Annotated in this window: 13 protein-coding genes; 11 read left to right on the top strand and 2 right to left on the bottom strand. The window is 73.5% G+C overall.

Annotation, left to right across the window (positions count from 1 at the left end; translation table 11 throughout):
- Positions 1 to 88: 88 nt before the first annotated feature.
- The gene (locus ACIQAK_RS15700) at positions 89 to 1,291 is read right to left on the bottom strand and encodes an amino acid deaminase/aldolase (RefSeq protein WP_366389791.1); all 1,203 of its coding nucleotides are present in this window, start codon (positions 1,289 to 1,291) and stop codon (positions 89 to 91) included.
- 512 nt (positions 1,292 to 1,803) lie between these two features.
- Here ACIQAK_RS15700 and ACIQAK_RS15695 point away from each other — a divergent pair.
- The 3 genes from ACIQAK_RS15695 to ACIQAK_RS15685 all read left to right on the top strand — a co-directional run bounded on the left by ACIQAK_RS15695 (position 1,804) and on the right by ACIQAK_RS15685 (position 4,671).
- Positions 1,804 to 2,688 carry a hypothetical protein gene (locus tag ACIQAK_RS15695; RefSeq protein WP_366389792.1) on the top strand — a complete coding sequence of 295 codons (885 nt, stop codon included), beginning with the start codon at positions 1,804 to 1,806 and terminating at the stop codon, positions 2,686 to 2,688.
- The gene (gene mycP / locus ACIQAK_RS15690; protein ID WP_366389793.1) at positions 2,685 to 3,869 is read left to right on the top strand and encodes a type VII secretion-associated serine protease mycosin; all 1,185 of its coding nucleotides are present in this window, start codon (positions 2,685 to 2,687) and stop codon (positions 3,867 to 3,869) included. Before ACIQAK_RS15695 ends, mycP begins: the two co-directional genes overlap by 4 nt.
- A gap of 73 nt (positions 3,870 to 3,942) precedes the next feature.
- On the top strand, positions 3,943 to 4,671 hold the full coding sequence (locus tag ACIQAK_RS15685) for an SseB family protein (protein ID WP_366389794.1): 729 nt from the start codon (positions 3,943 to 3,945) through the stop codon (positions 4,669 to 4,671).
- 99 nt (positions 4,672 to 4,770) lie between these two features.
- Here ACIQAK_RS15685 and ACIQAK_RS15680 read toward each other — a convergent pair whose 3' ends face one another.
- Positions 4,771 to 5,136: a DUF1844 domain-containing protein gene (locus ACIQAK_RS15680; protein ID WP_366389795.1), complete on the bottom strand. Its 366-nt coding sequence runs from the start codon at positions 5,134 to 5,136 to the stop codon at positions 4,771 to 4,773.
- A 388-nt stretch (positions 5,137 to 5,524) separates the two neighbouring features.
- On the opposite strand from ACIQAK_RS15680, the gene infC reads away from it, so the two are divergent.
- The 8 genes from infC to ACIQAK_RS15640 all read left to right on the top strand — a co-directional run bounded on the left by infC (position 5,525) and on the right by ACIQAK_RS15640 (position 14,831).
- On the top strand, positions 5,525 to 6,184 hold the full coding sequence (gene infC, locus ACIQAK_RS15675; RefSeq protein WP_366389896.1) for a translation initiation factor IF-3: 660 nt from the start codon (positions 5,525 to 5,527) through the stop codon (positions 6,182 to 6,184).
- Positions 6,185 to 6,305: 121 nt separating this feature from the next.
- A complete protein-coding gene (rpmI, locus tag ACIQAK_RS15670; RefSeq protein WP_003970213.1) occupies positions 6,306 to 6,500 on the top strand; it encodes a 50S ribosomal protein L35 in 195 nt (64 codons plus the stop codon).
- A 108-nt stretch (positions 6,501 to 6,608) separates the two neighbouring features.
- Positions 6,609 to 6,992, top strand: a complete 384-nt coding sequence (gene rplT / locus ACIQAK_RS15665; protein ID WP_030114092.1) for a 50S ribosomal protein L20 — start codon at positions 6,609 to 6,611, stop codon at positions 6,990 to 6,992.
- Positions 6,993 to 7,106: 114 nt separating this feature from the next.
- Entirely contained in the window at positions 7,107 to 7,952 is an 846-nt protein-coding gene (locus tag ACIQAK_RS15660) for an RNA methyltransferase (protein ID WP_366389796.1), read from the top strand.
- Positions 7,953 to 8,125: 173 nt separating this feature from the next.
- On the top strand, positions 8,126 to 9,241 hold the full coding sequence (locus tag ACIQAK_RS15655) for an ATP-binding protein (protein ID WP_366389797.1): 1,116 nt from the start codon (positions 8,126 to 8,128) through the stop codon (positions 9,239 to 9,241).
- Between the two features lie 168 nt (positions 9,242 to 9,409).
- Positions 9,410 to 10,549, top strand: coding sequence for a phenylalanine--tRNA ligase subunit alpha (pheS, locus tag ACIQAK_RS15650; RefSeq protein WP_366389798.1), 1,140 nt, complete (start codon positions 9,410 to 9,412; stop codon positions 10,547 to 10,549).
- On the top strand, positions 10,549 to 13,062 hold the full coding sequence (gene pheT, locus ACIQAK_RS15645) for a phenylalanine--tRNA ligase subunit beta (RefSeq protein ID WP_366389799.1): 2,514 nt from the start codon (positions 10,549 to 10,551) through the stop codon (positions 13,060 to 13,062). The genes pheS and pheT overlap by 1 nt, the downstream gene beginning before the upstream one ends.
- A gap of 419 nt (positions 13,063 to 13,481) precedes the next feature.
- The gene (locus tag ACIQAK_RS15640) at positions 13,482 to 14,831 is read left to right on the top strand and encodes a transcriptional regulator (RefSeq protein WP_366389800.1); all 1,350 of its coding nucleotides are present in this window, start codon (positions 13,482 to 13,484) and stop codon (positions 14,829 to 14,831) included.
- The last annotated feature ends 61 nt before the right edge of the window (positions 14,832 to 14,892 follow it).

Here is a 14,892-nt window from a genome sequence, read left to right as displayed (position 1 = left end):
TGAGCTTCGTGACGCCGCCCGGCTGCTACCCGGGCGCGGGGACACCCGGCACCGAGCGCTGGTGGGAGGCACGGCCTGGACCAAGGGGTCAGAGGAAGGTCCGCCCCTCGCCCCGGTACGTCGGCACAGTCGCCGAGATCCGGTCGCCCTCGATCAGTTGCAGCGCGTCGAAGCGCTCGCACAGCTCCCCGGCCTTGGCGTGCCGGAACCAGACCTTGTCGCCGATCAGCAGATCGTCGGCGGGGGAGCCCAGCAACGGCGTCTGGACCTCGCCCGCGCCCTCCTGCGGGTCGTAGCGCAGCCCTTCCGGGAGGTAGGGCACCGGGGAGCGGTCCGCCCCGGCCGCGCCGGAGGCCGGGTAGCCGCCGCCGAGCACCGTCACCACGCCCACCCCGGGCCGGCGCACCACGGGCTGCGCGAACAGGGCCGCCGGGCGGCCGGTGAACGAGGTGTAGTTGTCGAAGAGGCGGGGCACGTACAGCCCCGATCCGGCCGCGATCTCGGTCACCGCGTCCTCGGCCGCCGTGTGCTGCACGCTGCCGGTGCCGCCGCCGTTGACGAACTCCAGGTCCGGGGCGACCGCGCGGACCGCCCGCACCACCTCGGCCCGCCGGGCCGCCAGCTCCTTGCGGGCCGTGGCCTGCATCAGCCGGATCGCCCGGGACCGCAGCGGCCGCCCGGCCAGCGAGTCGCCGACCCCGGCGACATGCCCCTCGTACGCCATCAGCCCCACCAGCCGGAAGCCCGGCCGCCGCGCCACCGAGCGGGCCAGATCGGCGAGTTGGGCGGGGGAGCGCAGCGGTGAACGCAGCGCCCCGATCCGGATGCGACCGCCGAGCAGCCGCAGCGAGGTGTCGAGCTCCAGGCAGACCCGGATCTCCTCCCGCCCGCCGGCCCGGGAGGCGTCGATCAGCTCCAGCTGGGAGTGGTCGTCCACCATCACCGTCACGGCCGCGGCCAGCTTCGGATCGGCGGCCAGCTCGGCGAAGGCGGCGCGGTCGGCGGACGGGTAGGCCAGCAGGACGTCGTCGAACCCGGCCCGGGCCAGCCAGAGCGACTCCGCGAGCGTGAAGGACATGATCCCGTCGAACCCGGGGCGCGCGAGCACCCGCTCCAGCAGGGCCCGGCACCGCACGGACTTGCTCGCGACCCGGATCGGCTTCCCGTCCGCCCGGGCCACCAGATCGTCGGCGTTGGCATCGAAGGCGTCCAGATCGACGATCGCGATCGGGGCGTCGAGATGGGCGGTGGCCCGGTTGTACCGGGTCCGGTCAGCGGCGCGGGCAGTCATGGCCGCAGCTTGCCAGAGAGCCGCTACGGCTGGGTAGGGGACGTTCGGTGCAGATCCACCGAGGCCGGGCGTCCCGTTCCCCGTCGTCCGCCCGCAGCCCGTAGAGTGACCGGCACGCGAGCACCGACGCGCCTGGCGGTGGCGGTGATCCGTGGTCGCTACGGGGACGTGAACCAGGGGGACGGATGAGTACCGAAGCGCAGCGCGCTCCTGTGCCGCCCCGCCCGACGACACCACCGGTCCCGGTACCTCCGCCGACGGCGCAGCCGCCTCGCGGTACGGGCGCCCCACGGCCCCCGCACGCCCCGCCGGCCCCACCCGTACCGCCGCCCCCGAGGGCCCCGCACGCCCCGCCGGCCCCACCCGCACCGCTGCCCCCGAGGGCCCCGCAGCCGCCTCAGGCAGCGCCCGCCCCTGCCGTGCCGCCGAACACGGCAACCCCCACGGCCCGAGGGACCTACCCGCACCCCGGCTCTCCGCCGCCCCTCGCCTTCACCACCCGGCCCAGGCCGGTGGGAGCCGTTGCCCCGAACCCGGCGCCGGGGGCCGTCCCGCCGCCCCCGGGCGCGTACCGCGTACCGGCCCGCTACGGCTACCCCGAAACCCCGGTGGAGACCACCACGCGGCTGCGCCCCATCCCGCCCCGGCGGCGGGGGCGGACCGCGACGGCCGCCGCCTGCGTCGTCCTCGGACTCGGGCTGATCGGCGGCGCGGTCACCGGTGCCTGGCTGACCGGTGACTCGTCCGCCGAACCCGCCCGGGCCCCGTACACCACCGGCCGTACCGTCTGGCACAGCGTCCCCGTCGACACCCTCTTCCCGCGCACGCTCAAGGGCACCGGCGCCGGACCCGGCCGTACGGACCGCACCTGGACCCGGCTCTCCGTCGCCCCGGACGGCGACTGCTCCCGGGGGCTCGACCCGCTGCTGCACACCACCCTCCGATCCGTCGGCTGCGAGCGGATGGTGCGGGCCACGTACACCGACGCCACCCGCTCCGCCGTCACCACCGTCGGCATGGTCGTCACCGAGGCCGACGCCGCGGGGATGCGGGCCCTGAGCACCCGGTTCACCGAACAGAGGCTCGCCGCGCGCACGGACCTGATGCCGCGTACGTACGCCCCCGAGGGCACCGTCGCCGCCGGCTTCGGCGACCGGCAGCGCGCCAGCTGGACCGTCCGCCCGCTCACCGAGATCCCGGTCGTCGTCTTCGCCGTCTCCGGCTTCGCCGACGCGCGCACCGTCGACGAGCCGCAGCCCGCCGACGCCGCGATGCAGACGCCCGCCACCACGGACATCGCCCAGGCCGGGCTGGGCCACGAGGCGAAGGGCATCGCCGACCGGGTGGAGCGAGGGCTGCGCCGAGCCGTCACCGATCTCGTGGAGCCGCCCGCATGACCCGACGCCGACCCCACCGCGCCCTCGCCTCGGTCTGCGCCGCCGCCGTCCTCTCGCTCACCTCCGCGGCCCCCGCCCACGCCGACGCCATCCGCGATCAGCAGTGGGCCCTGACGGCGATGCACACCGAGCGCGCCTGGCAGACCACCCAGGGCCGGGGCGTCACCGTCGCGGTCCTGGACACCGGGGTCGACGGCGCTCACCCCGACCTCACGGGCCAGGTGCTCCCCGGCAAGGACCTCATCGGCTTCGGCGCCACGCGGGGCGACTCCTCCTGGGCCCTGCACGGCACCGCGATGGCCGGGATCATCGCCGGACACGGCAGCGGCCCGGGCCGCGCCGACGGCCTCCTCGGCATCGCGCCCGAGGCCCGGATCCTCCCCGTCCGGGTGATCCTGGAGTCCAAGGACCCGGTCCGCGCCAAGGCCCGCAAGACCCGTGGCACCGCGCTCGCCGACGGCATCCGCTGGGCCGCCGACAACGGCGCCGACGTCATCAACCTCTCCCTGGGCGACGACAGCGAGTCCGCCCACCCGGACCCGGGCGAGGACTCCGCCATCCAGTACGCCCTGTCCAAGGGCATCTCCGTGGTCGCCTCGGCGGGCAACGGCGGCGAGAAGGGGGACCGGATCTCCTACCCGGCCGCCTACCCCGGCGTGATCGCGGTCGCCGCCGTCGACGAGTACGGCACGCACGCCTCCTTCTCCACCCGCCGCTGGTACGCCACCGTCAGCGCGCCCGGCGTCGACATCGTCGTCGCCAACCCGGACGGCCACTACTACATCGAGTGGGGTACGTCGGCGGCCGCCGCCTTCGTCTCCGGCGCCGTCGCCCTGGTCCGCGCGGCCCACCCCGGGCTCGACCCCGCCCAGATCAAGAAGCTCCTCGCGGACACCGCCCGCGACGCCCCCGCCGAGGGCCGCGACGACGCCCGCGGCTACGGCATCGTCGACCCGGCGGAGGCCGTCGAGGCGGGCTCCCGGCTGCGCCCCGGCGACATGAGCGCCCGGGCAGCCACGGCGGGCCACCGCACGAAGTACTTCGGTCCCGGCCCCACCCCGCAGCCCACCGGTGACGACCCGGTCAACTGGGCCGCCCCGCTCGCGGGCGGCCTCGGCGCGGCCCTGCTGGCGGCGGCGGTCGTCCTGTGGCGGGGCCGCGACACCCCCGGCCGCCGCTGACACTCCATCCAGCGCATGGCCCTCCACCCACCCGGCGGCCGGGGCCTCGGCGCCCAGGCACTACCCTCGTCCCGTGGCGCTCAAGAACATCCCGGACTCCGGTTTCTCCGACGACGACGGCTCGGCCTCTCCCGCCCTGACCAGCGCGCTCGACGCCTGGTCACGGGACCGGAGCGCCGTCGGCCCGGTCCTGGCGGCGCTCCGCGACGCCCGGCTCCTGGTCCCCGTCGTCGCCGTCCTCGGCGAGGTGGAGGAGGACGAGAGGGGGCTGCGGCGCGAGAAGACCAGCGACATGGCCGTCCCCACCCTCCAGGCGGGCGACCGGCGCGCGCTGCCCGCCTTCACCTCGACCGACTCGCTGACCCGCTGGGACCCCGAGGCACGACCCGTCGCCGTACCGCTGCACCAGGCCCTCCAGGCCGCCGCGCACGAGAAGGCCGACACCGTGGTGCTGGACCTCGCCGGGCCCGTCGCCTTCGAGCTGAGCGGCCGAACCCTCCTGGCCCTGGCCGAGAACCGCACCAGCACCGACCCGCTCCAGGACCCCGCGGTGATCGAGGCCGTACGGGAGGTCGTCGCCGCCGAACCGGCGGTGCTCCGCGCCCACCTCGGCCCCGGCCGGGCGGACGGCACCCTCGCCCTGGTCCTCGCCCCGGACGCGGCCCCGGCCGAGGCGGCCCGCCGGGTGGCCGAGGCGCTCTCCGGCAGCGAGGCGCTGAGGGCCCGGCTGGTCGGCGGACTGGACCTGGCGCTGCTGCCGGCCGGAGCGACCGCGCCGGGTGAGCCCCTGTTCAGCCGCTGAGCGCGCGTATCCGCGAGAGCCGGCCGCCCCGACAGCACGCGAGAGCCCGCCGCCCCGACGGAGGGGGTGGCGGGCTCTCGTACGTCCGGGCGGGCGCGGCTAGCCGTAGACCGGGCCCGTGTACTTCTCGCCGGGGCCCTGGCCGGGCTCGTCCGGCACCAGCGAGGCCTCGCGGAAGGCGAGCTGGAGGGACTTCAGGCCGTCGCGCAGCGGCGAGGCGTGGAAGGTGCTGATCTCCGTGGTGCTCGCGTCCAGCAGTCCGGCCAGGGCGTGGACCAGCTTGCGGGCCTCGTCGAGGTCCTTGTGCTCCTCGCCCTCCTCGGTGAGGCCGAGCTTCACCGCGGCGGCGCTCATCAGATTGACGGCGACCGTCACGATCACCTCGACGGCGGGGACCTCCGCGATGTCGCGGGCCATGTCGTCGAAGGCGGGGTTCTCACTGCTGGTGGGGGTCGCGTCGCTCATGCCCACACGATAAGGCCAGGCGGGGACGGCCCCGCCCCCGGGAGTCCCGCGGACGCGCGATTAGCGCCCCCGCGACCGGGCTGCTAACCTTGTGTAACGACCGGCCGGACACCTATGTGCTCGGCCCACAAGTGGAGGCTCCGATCTCCCACCTGGCCGTCCTCACCGGACGGCGGGTCACCGGTCAGGCGGCCCCCATCGTTCCGTACGGACGATGGAGCCGCCCGATGCGCCCCGCGGTTGACCGCGACGGTGTTCCGGTAGTTCCAGGAGCCCCGCCTGTGTCCCGTCCGGGGCATTTTTGTGCTTCCGGCTCGGTTGGTCTTGACGTTACAGACGTTACGCGGCTGTCCGCCAGGCGGTCGCGTGGTGCTACCGAGGAGGATCCATCAGCGCCGAGCCCCGCATCAACGACCGGATTCGCGTTCCCGAGGTCCGACTTGTCGGTCCCAGTGGCGAGCAGGTCGGGATTGTTCCGCTTGCCAAGGCCCTGGAACTCGCACAGGAGTATGACCTCGACCTGGTCGAGGTGGCGGCGACAGCCCGTCCGCCCGTGTGCAAGCTCATGGACTACGGGAAGTTCAAGTACGAGTCGGCCATGAAGGCCCGTGAGGCGCGCAAGAACCAGGCGCACACGGTCATCAAGGAGATGAAGCTCCGGCCGAAGATCGACCCGCACGACTATGACACCAAGAAGGGTCACGTCGTCCGGTTCCTCAAGCAGGGCGACAAGGTCAAGATCACGATCATGTTCCGTGGTCGTGAGCAGTCCCGCCCGGAGCTGGGCTTCCGACTGCTCCAGCGTCTCGCTTCGGACGTGGAGGACCTGGGCTTCATCGAGTCCAACCCGAAGCAGGACGGCCGGAACATGATCATGGTTCTGGGCCCGCACAAGAAGAAGACCGAAGCCATGGCCGAAGCCCGTGAGGCCCAGGCCGCCCGCAAGGCGGAGCGTCAGGGCACGACCGACGCCCCGTCCGAGGGTGACACCGCTGAGGCCCCGGCCGCAGCGGCCGAGGCTCCGGCCGACACACCTTCCGAGTCGTGACCTTCGGGGGCTGCCATCCAGGCGCCCCCGGGTCCCCCCGGAACCCCATAGAGATCTGACGCCCCTGCAGTCCGGTGCCCCGCACCGTGAGGGGCGCCACTGACGAGGAGAGAACGGCGCGATGCCGAAGAACAAGACGCACAGCGGTGCCAGCAAGCGCTTCAAGATCACCGGCTCCGGCAAGGTGCTCCGAGAGAGGGCCGGCAAGCGCCACCTGCTCGAGCACAAGTCGTCCAAGAAGACCCGCTCGCTGACCGGCACGGTCGTCGTGGCTCCGGCCGACGCCAAGAAGATCAAGAAGCTTCTCGGCAAGTGAGGCTCGGCCCCCGGACCTGCTCCGGGGGCACGACCTCGATCACACCGGGACCAATTCGTTTCCGGGCCGTGTGAAGACACCCACGGCCCCGCTACAAGGAGTTAACAAGTGGCACGCGTCAAGCGGGCAGTCAACGCCCACAAGAAGCGCCGGGCGATCCTCGAGGCCGCCAGCGGCTACCGCGGTCAGCGCTCGCGCCTGTACCGCAAGGCCAAGGAGCAGGTCACCCACTCCCTGGTCTACAACTACAACGACCGCAAGAAGCGCAAGGGCGACTTCCGTCAGCTGTGGATCCAGCGCATCAACGCCGCTGCCCGCCAGAACGGCATGACGTACAACCGCCTCATCCAGGGTCTGAAGGCCGCCAACATCGAGGTGGACCGCAAGATCCTGGCCGAGCTCGCGGTCAACGACGCAGGCGCGTTCGCCGCTCTCGTCGAGGTCGCTCAGAAGGCCCTCCCGAGCGACGTCAACGCCCCGAAGGCCGCCTGAGCCAGGCGCACCTTCCAGGTACGTGAACCGGACCCGCAGGCGCACGCCGTCTGCGGGTCCGGTGCGTTGCCGCTGACATCCCACCGCCGTCACCAGAGAGGCTCGCCGCCGACCATGGGCACCCCCGAACTGATCTCCCCGCGCTCGCCGCGCGTCGCCGCCGCCCGCCGGCTGGCCCGCCGCAACTTCCGCGGCAAGGAGCGCAGGTTCATCGCCGAGGGCCCCCAGGCCGTGCGCGAGGCGGCCGCCCACCGGGGCGGGGACGGCGAGCCGACCCTCCTCGAACTCTTCGCCACCCCCGAGGCCGCCGACCGGTACGCCGACATCATCGACGCCGCGCACGCCGCCGGGGCCCGGGTCCACCTGGCCGGCGACGACGTCCTCGCCGACGTCTCCCAGACCGTCACCCCGCAGGGCCTGATCGGCGTCTGCCGCTTCCTGGACTCCCCGTTCCAGGAGATCCTGGACGCCGAGCCCACCCTGGTGGCCGTTCTGGCCAACGTCCGCGACCCCGGGAACGCCGGTACGGTACTGCGCTGCGCCGACGCGGCCGGCGCCGACGCCGTGGTGCTGACCGACGCCTCGGTGGACCTGTACAACCCCAAGTCCGTACGGGCGTCGGTCGGTTCGCTCTTCCACCTGCCCGTCGCCGTCGGCGTCCCCGTCGAGCAGGCCGTGCGGGGGCTCCGGGACGCCGGGGTGCGCATCCTCGCCGCCGACGGGGCCGGGGCCGACGACCTGGACGACGAGCTGGACGCCGGCACGATGGGCACCCCGACCGCCTGGGTCTTCGGCAACGAGGCCTGGGGGCTTCCCGAGGAGACCCGCGCGCTCGCCGACGCCGTCGTCCGCGTCCCCATCCACGGCAGGGCGGAGAGCCTCAACCTGGCCACCGCCGCCGCCGTCTGCCTCTACGCCTCCGCCCGCGCCCAGCGCCCGCGCCGCACCCCCGACGCGTGACGCGGCGCCGGTGGGGCGGTTCGTCACCGAACGGTCCCGGCCATTTCCGTACGGTGTCCACCGGCGCACTCCCACCGCGCGCCCCCATAGGGTGTCGCCGGTTCGCCGACGGCTAGTAGGGTGACGAACTCGGGGGCCCACTGCACCGGTTCGAGAGGTGGGGATACGGGAATATGGCTGTCGGTATGAGCTCACCGCAACCGGCGCACACCGCTGCCGGGAGCGCTGACGCCCCCGGCATCGACCCCGACGACCTGCCCGACGGGCTCGTCGTCGCCGACGCGAGCGGCCGCGTCGTCTGCTTCAACGCCGCCGCCGCCCGCATCACCGCCACCCCCCGCGCCCTGGCGATCGGCCGCCCCCTGGAGGTGGCCCTCCCGCTGGAGGACCTCAAGGGCAAGCGCTGGTGGGCGCTGACCGACCCCTACGGCGGCCTCGCCACCCGGGGCGGCCAGCCCGAGCGCAACCTGCTGCTGCCCGGTGGCCGCGAGGTGCTGGTCTCCGCCCGGTACGTGCGCGAGCGGCCGACCGGGCCGGTGCGCCGGGTCGTGGTCTCCCTGCGCGGCACCGAGGCCCGTCGGCGTACCGAGCGCAGCCACGCCGAGCTGATCGCCACCGTCGCCCACGAGCTGCGCTCCCCGCTGACCTCCGTCAAAGGGTTCACCGCCACCCTCCTCGCCAAATGGGAGCGGTTCACCGACGACCAGAAGCGGCTGATGCTGGAGACCGTCGACGCCGACGCGGGCCGGGTCACCCGGCTCATCGCCGAGCTGCTCGACATCTCCCGGATCGACTCCGGCCGCCTGGAGCTGCGCCGCCAGCCCGTCGACATCTCCGCCGCCGTCGCCCGCCACATCCAGGCCCTCATCACGGGCGGCCAGGCCCCCGACCGCTTCCGGGTCCGCGCCCGGGGACCGCTGCCCGACCTGTGGGCCGACCCCGACAAGATCGACCAGGTCCTCGGGAACCTCCTGGAAAACGCGGTGCGCCACGGCGAGGGAACCGTCACCATGGACATCGCCCCCGCGCCCGCGCCGGGTGCGTGCGACGAGATGGGAACGGCTGTCACCGTGAGCGACGAAGGCCCTGGCATCCCCGAGGAGTCGATGGGCCGTGTCTTCACCCGCTTCTGGCGGGGGAGCAAGCGCGGCGGCACCGGCCTCGGCCTCTACATCGTCAAGGGCATCGTCGAGGCGCACGGCGGCACCATCACCGTCGACCGGGGGCCCGGCGGCGGGGCCGAGTTCCGATTTATCCTGCCCGTGAGCGCGCCCGCCTATCTGAAGTAGAGGGGTTTGCGCGGCAATCAGGCAGGGTGGTGGTGGGCGACGGGAGGGCTGAGGCGCCCACGGGCGCCCCGACCGTCCTGCGGCCTTTAGACTCGACCTTTGGCACCCTTGCGTCCTCCAGTCGTCGAGCGGGGTCGCGCCACCAGCCAATCGGAAGCACGGGAAGAGATGTCGGCACCGAACAAGTCGTACGACCCAGTCGAGGTCGAGGCACTGAAACCGGAAGAGATCGAGCGCCTGCGGGACGAGGCGTTCGCCGCCTTCGCCGCCGCCGGCGACCTCGACGCGCTCGCCCAGGCGAAGACCGCGCACACCGGAGGTACCTCGCCCCTGTCGCTCGCCAACCGCGAGATCGGCGCCCTGCCCCCGCAGGCCAAGGCCGAGGCGGGCAAGCGCGTGGGCCAGGCCCGCGGCGCCGTCTCCAAGGCACTGGCCGCACGCCAGGCCGAGCTGGAGGCCGAGCGCGACGCCCGGGTGCTCGTCGAGGAGGCCGTGGACGTCACGCTGCCCTACGACCGCGTCCCGGCCGGCGCCCGCCACCCGCTGACGACCATCATGGAGCGCGTCGCGGACGTCTTCGTGGCCATGGGCTACGAGATCGCCGAGGGCCCCGAGGTCGAGGCGGAGTGGTTCAACTTCGACGCCCTGAACTTCGTGCCCGACCATCCGGCCCGCCAGATGCAGGACACCTTCTTCGTCCAGGGCACCACGCCCGACGGCAAGGTCACCCTGGGCGACGAGTCCGGCGTCGTGCTGCGTACGCACACCTCGCCCGTCCAGGCCCGCTCGCTCCTGGAGCGCAAGCCGCCCGTCTACGTGGTCTGCCCCGGCCGGGTCTACCGCACCGACGAGCTGGATGCCACGCACACCCCGGTCTTCCACCAGATCGAGCTGCTCGCCGTCGATGAGGGCCTCACCATGGCCGACCTCAAGGGCACCCTGGACCACATGGTCCAGGCGCTCTTCGGGCCGGACATGAAGACCCGGCTGCGGCCGAACTTCTTCCCGTTCACCGAGCCGTCCGCCGAGATGGACATGGTCTGCTACGTCTGCCGCGGCGAGTCCGTCGGCAACCCGGACCGCCCCTGCCGCACCTGCGGCAGCGAGGGCTGGATCGAGCTCGGCGGCTGCGGCATGGTCAACCCCAAGGTGCTCACCGCCTGCGGTGTCGACCCCCAGAAGTACAGCGGATTCGCCTTCGGGTTCGGCATCGAACGGATGCTGATGTTCCGCCACAACGTCGAAGACATGCGAGACATGGTCGAGGGCGACGTCCGGTTCACCCGGCCGTTCGGGATGGAGATCTGATGCGCGTCCCGCTTTCCTGGCTGCGGGAGTACGTCGACCTGCCGGCGACGGAGACCGGCCGTGACGTACAGGCCAAACTCGTCTCCGTCGGCCTGGAGGTCGAGACCGTCGAGCAGATCGGCGCGGGCCTCAAGGGCCCCCTGGTCGTCGGCAAGGTCCTGACCATCGAGGAGCTGGAGGGGTTCAAGAAGCCCATCCGCTTCTGCACGGTCGACGTCGGCTCCGCCAACGGCACCGGCGAACCGCAGGAGATCGTCTGCGGCGCCCGTAACTTCTCGGTCGGCGACAAGGTCGTCGTGGTCCTCCCGGGCGCGGTCCTGCCCGGCGACTTCGCGATCGCCGCCCGCAAGACGTACGGCAGGACCTCGCACGGCATGATCTGCTCCACCGACGAGCTCGGCATGGGCGACGACGGAACGCACGGCATCATCGTGCTGCCGCCGGAGCACGAGGCCGGCACCGACGCGATCGAGCTGCTCCAGCTCGTCGACGAGGTCCTCGACATCGCCGTCACCCCGGACCGGGGCTACTGCCTCTCGATGCGCGGTGTCGCCCGCGAGACCGCCATCGCGTACGGGCTGCCGCTGCGTGACCCGGCGCTCCTGGACGTGCCCGCGCCCAACGCGTACGGCTACCCGGTCCAGATCTCCGACCCGGTCCGCTGCGACCGCTTCACCGCGCGCGTCGTCACCGGTCTCCAGCCCGAGGCCCGCTCCCCGATCTGGTTGCAGCGCCGCCTCCAGAAGGCCGGGATGCGGCCGATCTCGCTGGCCGTCGACGTCACCAACTACGTGATGCTGGAGCTCGGCCAGCCGCTGCACGCCTACGACCGCACCCGGGTCGAGGGTCCGATCGGCGTACGCCGCGCCACCCAGGGCGAGAAGCTGACCACGCTGGACGGCACCGTCCGCGTGCTGGACGCCGAGGACCTGGTCATCACCGACAACCGCGGGCCCATCGGCCTCGCGGGCGTCATGGGCGGCGCCAACACCGAGATCGCCGACGTGGACGGCGAGAGTGCCCTCACCACCGAGGTGGTCGTCGAGGCCGCGCACTTCGACGCGATCTCGATCGCCCGCACCGCGCGCCGCCACAAGCTGTCCTCCGAGGCGTCCAAGCGCTTCGAGCGCGGCGTCGACCCGCAGGCCGCCGCCGCTGCCGCGCAGCGCACGGTCGACCTGCTGGTCCTCCTCGCGGGCGGCACCGCCGAGGCCGGGGTCACCGAGATCACCGCGCCCTCCGCCCCGCGCACCATCGCGATGCCCGCCGACCACCCGGACAAGGTGGCCGGTGTGGAGTACGGCCGCGAGATCGTCGTCCGCCGCCTCCAGGAGGTCGGCTGCGACGTCTACGGGCAGGACGAGCTGATCGTCACCGTCCCGTCCTGGCGGCCCGACCTGAACGAGCCGAACGACCTGGCCGAAGAGGTCATCCGTCTGGAGGGCTACGAGAACCTGCCCTCCACCCTGCCGACGCCCCCCTCCGGCCGCGGTCTCACCGACCGCCAGCGGCTGCACCGCCGCATCGGCCGACTGCTGGCCGGAGCGGGTTACGTCGAAGCGCTGAGCTACCCGTTCATCGGGGAAGCGGTCCTGGACCAGCTCGGCCTGGACAAGGACGACGAGCGCCGCCGTACGGTCAAGCTCGTCAACCCGCTCTCCGACGAGGAGCCGGCGCTGCGCACCACGCTGCTGCCGGGCCTGCTCGGGGCGCTGCGGCGCAACGACGCCCGCGGCAGCCACGACCTGGCGCTCTTCGAGACCGGCCTGGTCTTCCGGCCGACGGGTGAGGAGACGCCCGCCGTCCGGCTGCCCGTCGACCGCCGCCCCACCGACGAGGAGATCGCCGGGCTCGACGCGGCCCTGCCGCACCAGCCGCGCCGCGCCGCCGTCGTCCTGGCGGGCGCCCGCGAGCAGGCCGGCTGGTGGGGCAAGGGCACCCCGGCCACCTGGGCGGACGCCGTCGAGGCGGCCCGCTCGATCGCCGCGGAGGCCGGTGTCGAGGTCACCGTCCGCGCCGACCGCCACGCCCCGTGGCACCCGGGCCGCTGCGCCGCGCTGTACGTCACGGTGAACGGCGAGGAGACCCTTTTCGGCCACGCGGGCGAACTCCACCCGCGCGTCACCAAGGCGCTCCACCTGCCCGAGCGGACCTGCGCGGCGGAGGTCGAGCTCGACGTCCTGGAGCAGGCCGTGGACGGAGTGCTCCAGGCGCCCCGGATCTCCACCTTCCCGGTGGCCACCCAGGACGTCGCCCTCGTCGTCGCCGGGGACGTCCCGGCCGCCGACGTGGAGCGGGCGCTGCGCGAGGGTGCTGGTGAACTCCTCGAGTCGCTGCGGCTGTTCGACGTCTTCACCGGCGAGCAGATCGGCGAGGGCAACAAGTCCCTGGCGTACGCGTTGCGCTTCCGCACCGCCGACCGCACGCTGACCGTCGAGGAGGCCTCGGCCGCGCGCGACAGCGCGGTGGCCCTGGCCACCGAGCGCACGGGCGCGGTGCTGCGCGGCGCGTAGTACGCGGGCGCTACGGCGTGGAGAAGGGGCGTATCCGGCCACCGGATACGCCCCTTCTCCTTCTCCCGCGGGGCGGCGGAGGGACCGCACGCGGACCGGACACGGAACCGGGAGGAAGCGCGGTTCCGGCCCCGACCCGCAGCCACCCTCCTTCGTCGTTGGGCAGTGGGTCGTGCGATCCGGCGCCGTCCGCACGGCCACGGAGTGTCGGGCAGGCCGGCGGTGCGGACGGCGCGGGTGCGGGTCGTCAACCGTTACGAGGGGGAGCCGACGACCCGGCCGCCTCTTGCGAGGAGCTCATTCAACCGAACCCCGCCCCGGCGCGGCAGAGTGCACAGCCCGACGGTTCGGGCATTCCGTTCACACCCCGTGTGAAACGTGCTGGACTAGGCTCATTGCGACACGCACCTGGGGGGACGATGGAGCCGAATGTCCTGCTCGAATCCCTGATCGACGAGGCCGGGATGTCCCGGGCGGGGCTCGCCGGTCACGTCAACCGGGCGGGCCGGGCCCGCGGCCTGAGCCTGCGGTACGAACACACGGGGGTCTCCCGCTGGCTGAAGGGGCAGCGCCCGCGCGGCCAGGTGCCGGACCTGATCTGCGAGGTGCTGGGCGGCCGGCTGGGGCGCCCGGTGGCGCTGGACGACATCGGCATGGGCCTCTCCAGCGGCTGCGGCATCGAAACCGCACCGCACAGCGCCTCCCTCTCCGGCTTCGTCGACCGGGCCACCGCGCTCTGGCGCTCGGACGAACAGCAGCGCCCCCACCTGGCCACCGTGCCCGCCGTCACCGGGACCACGGCGGTGATGCCGGTCTGGGAGTGGGAGAACCCGCCGGAGGACACCGACGTCTCCCGCCCGGGCCCCGGCCGGGTCAGCGCGACCGACATAGAGACCCTCCGGTCCGCCCGCGACCACTACGAGCAGATGTACCGCAGGGCGGGCGGCATCGCGACCAGACCCCGCATCGTCCGCTTCCTCAACGCCGAGGCCGCGCCCCTGCTGCGCGGCGGCTACGACGACGAACTCGGCCGCCGGCTGCACCGGGCGACGGCGGCGCTGGTGGCGGTGGCCGGTATCTGCGCGTACGACTCCGACGCCCACGGCCTCGCCCAGCACTACTTCCACCAGGCGCTGCGGCTCGCCAAGTCCAGCGGCGACCGGGCGCTGGGCGGCTATGTGATCGCCCTGCTGGTCACCCAGTCCCTCTTCCTCGGCGACCACCGCCGCTCCATCGCCTTCGCCGAGGCCGCACTGCGCGCCGCCGGGGACTACATCACCCCCGCGCTCGTCGCCGACCTGCACGCCATGCAGGCCAAGGCGTACGCCCATCTCGGCGACGCGGCGAGCGCCCGGGCCCGCATCATCCGGGCCGAGGCCCAGGCGGGCCGGATCCACACCGGGCGGGAGCCGGACGAGACCGGTTACGTCCAGCCGGGGCTGGTCGACGTCCAGGTGGCGGAGGCGCTGCTCAGCCTCGGGGATCTGCCCGCGGCACGGGAGCACGCGGCCTCCGCGGTGCGCGCCCCGGCGCACGACCGGGGGCGTGTGCACCGCCTGGCGATGCTCAGCCATATCGAGCTGCTCCAGGGCGAGCCGGACCGGGCTGCCGGAACCGCCGCCGAGATGGCCGAGCGGGCCCGGGGCATGGAATCCCAGCGGCTGCGCGACCGGCTGCGCCAGGTGCGGCGACAGCTGGCGGAGAGTGGCTGCGCCGATGCCGTGCAGACGGCCGGCCTGATCGACGGGGCGCTCCGCGTGCCTCTGTGAGCTCCGGCGCGCACCCGCCGTTCGTTCCGCTTCGCCGCCGACCCTGCTGGCATGTTGCCAC

The sequence above is a fragment of the Streptomyces sp. NPDC088706 genome, from assembly GCF_044752765.1.
GTDB lineage: Bacteria > Actinomycetota > Actinomycetes > Streptomycetales > Streptomycetaceae > Streptomyces.
This window is presented reverse-complemented; position numbering and strand designations above follow the sequence as displayed.

What these genes read in the sequence shown, in the direction of transcription:
- mycP (WP_366389793.1), top strand. Translation starts at nt 2,685, where the DNA reads ATGACCCGACGCCGACCCCACCGCGCCCTCGCCTCGGTCTGCGCCGCC.
- pheS (WP_366389798.1), top strand. Translation starts at nt 9,410, where the DNA reads ATGTCGGCACCGAACAAGTCGTACGACCCAGTCGAGGTCGAGGCACTG.
- ACIQAK_RS15680 (WP_366389795.1), bottom strand. Translation starts at nt 5,136, where the DNA reads ATGAGCGACGCGACCCCCACCAGCAGTGAGAACCCCGCCTTCGACGAC.
- ACIQAK_RS15640 (WP_366389800.1), top strand. Translation starts at nt 13,482, where the DNA reads ATGGAGCCGAATGTCCTGCTCGAATCCCTGATCGACGAGGCCGGGATG.
- ACIQAK_RS15655 (WP_366389797.1), top strand. Translation starts at nt 8,126, where the DNA reads ATGGCTGTCGGTATGAGCTCACCGCAACCGGCGCACACCGCTGCCGGG.
- ACIQAK_RS15700 (WP_366389791.1), bottom strand. Translation starts at nt 1,291, where the DNA reads ATGACTGCCCGCGCCGCTGACCGGACCCGGTACAACCGGGCCACCGCC.
- rpmI (WP_003970213.1), top strand. Translation starts at nt 6,306, where the DNA reads ATGCCGAAGAACAAGACGCACAGCGGTGCCAGCAAGCGCTTCAAGATC.
- pheT (WP_366389799.1), top strand. Translation starts at nt 10,549, where the DNA reads ATGCGCGTCCCGCTTTCCTGGCTGCGGGAGTACGTCGACCTGCCGGCG.
- ACIQAK_RS15660 (WP_366389796.1), top strand. Translation starts at nt 7,107, where the DNA reads ATGGGCACCCCCGAACTGATCTCCCCGCGCTCGCCGCGCGTCGCCGCC.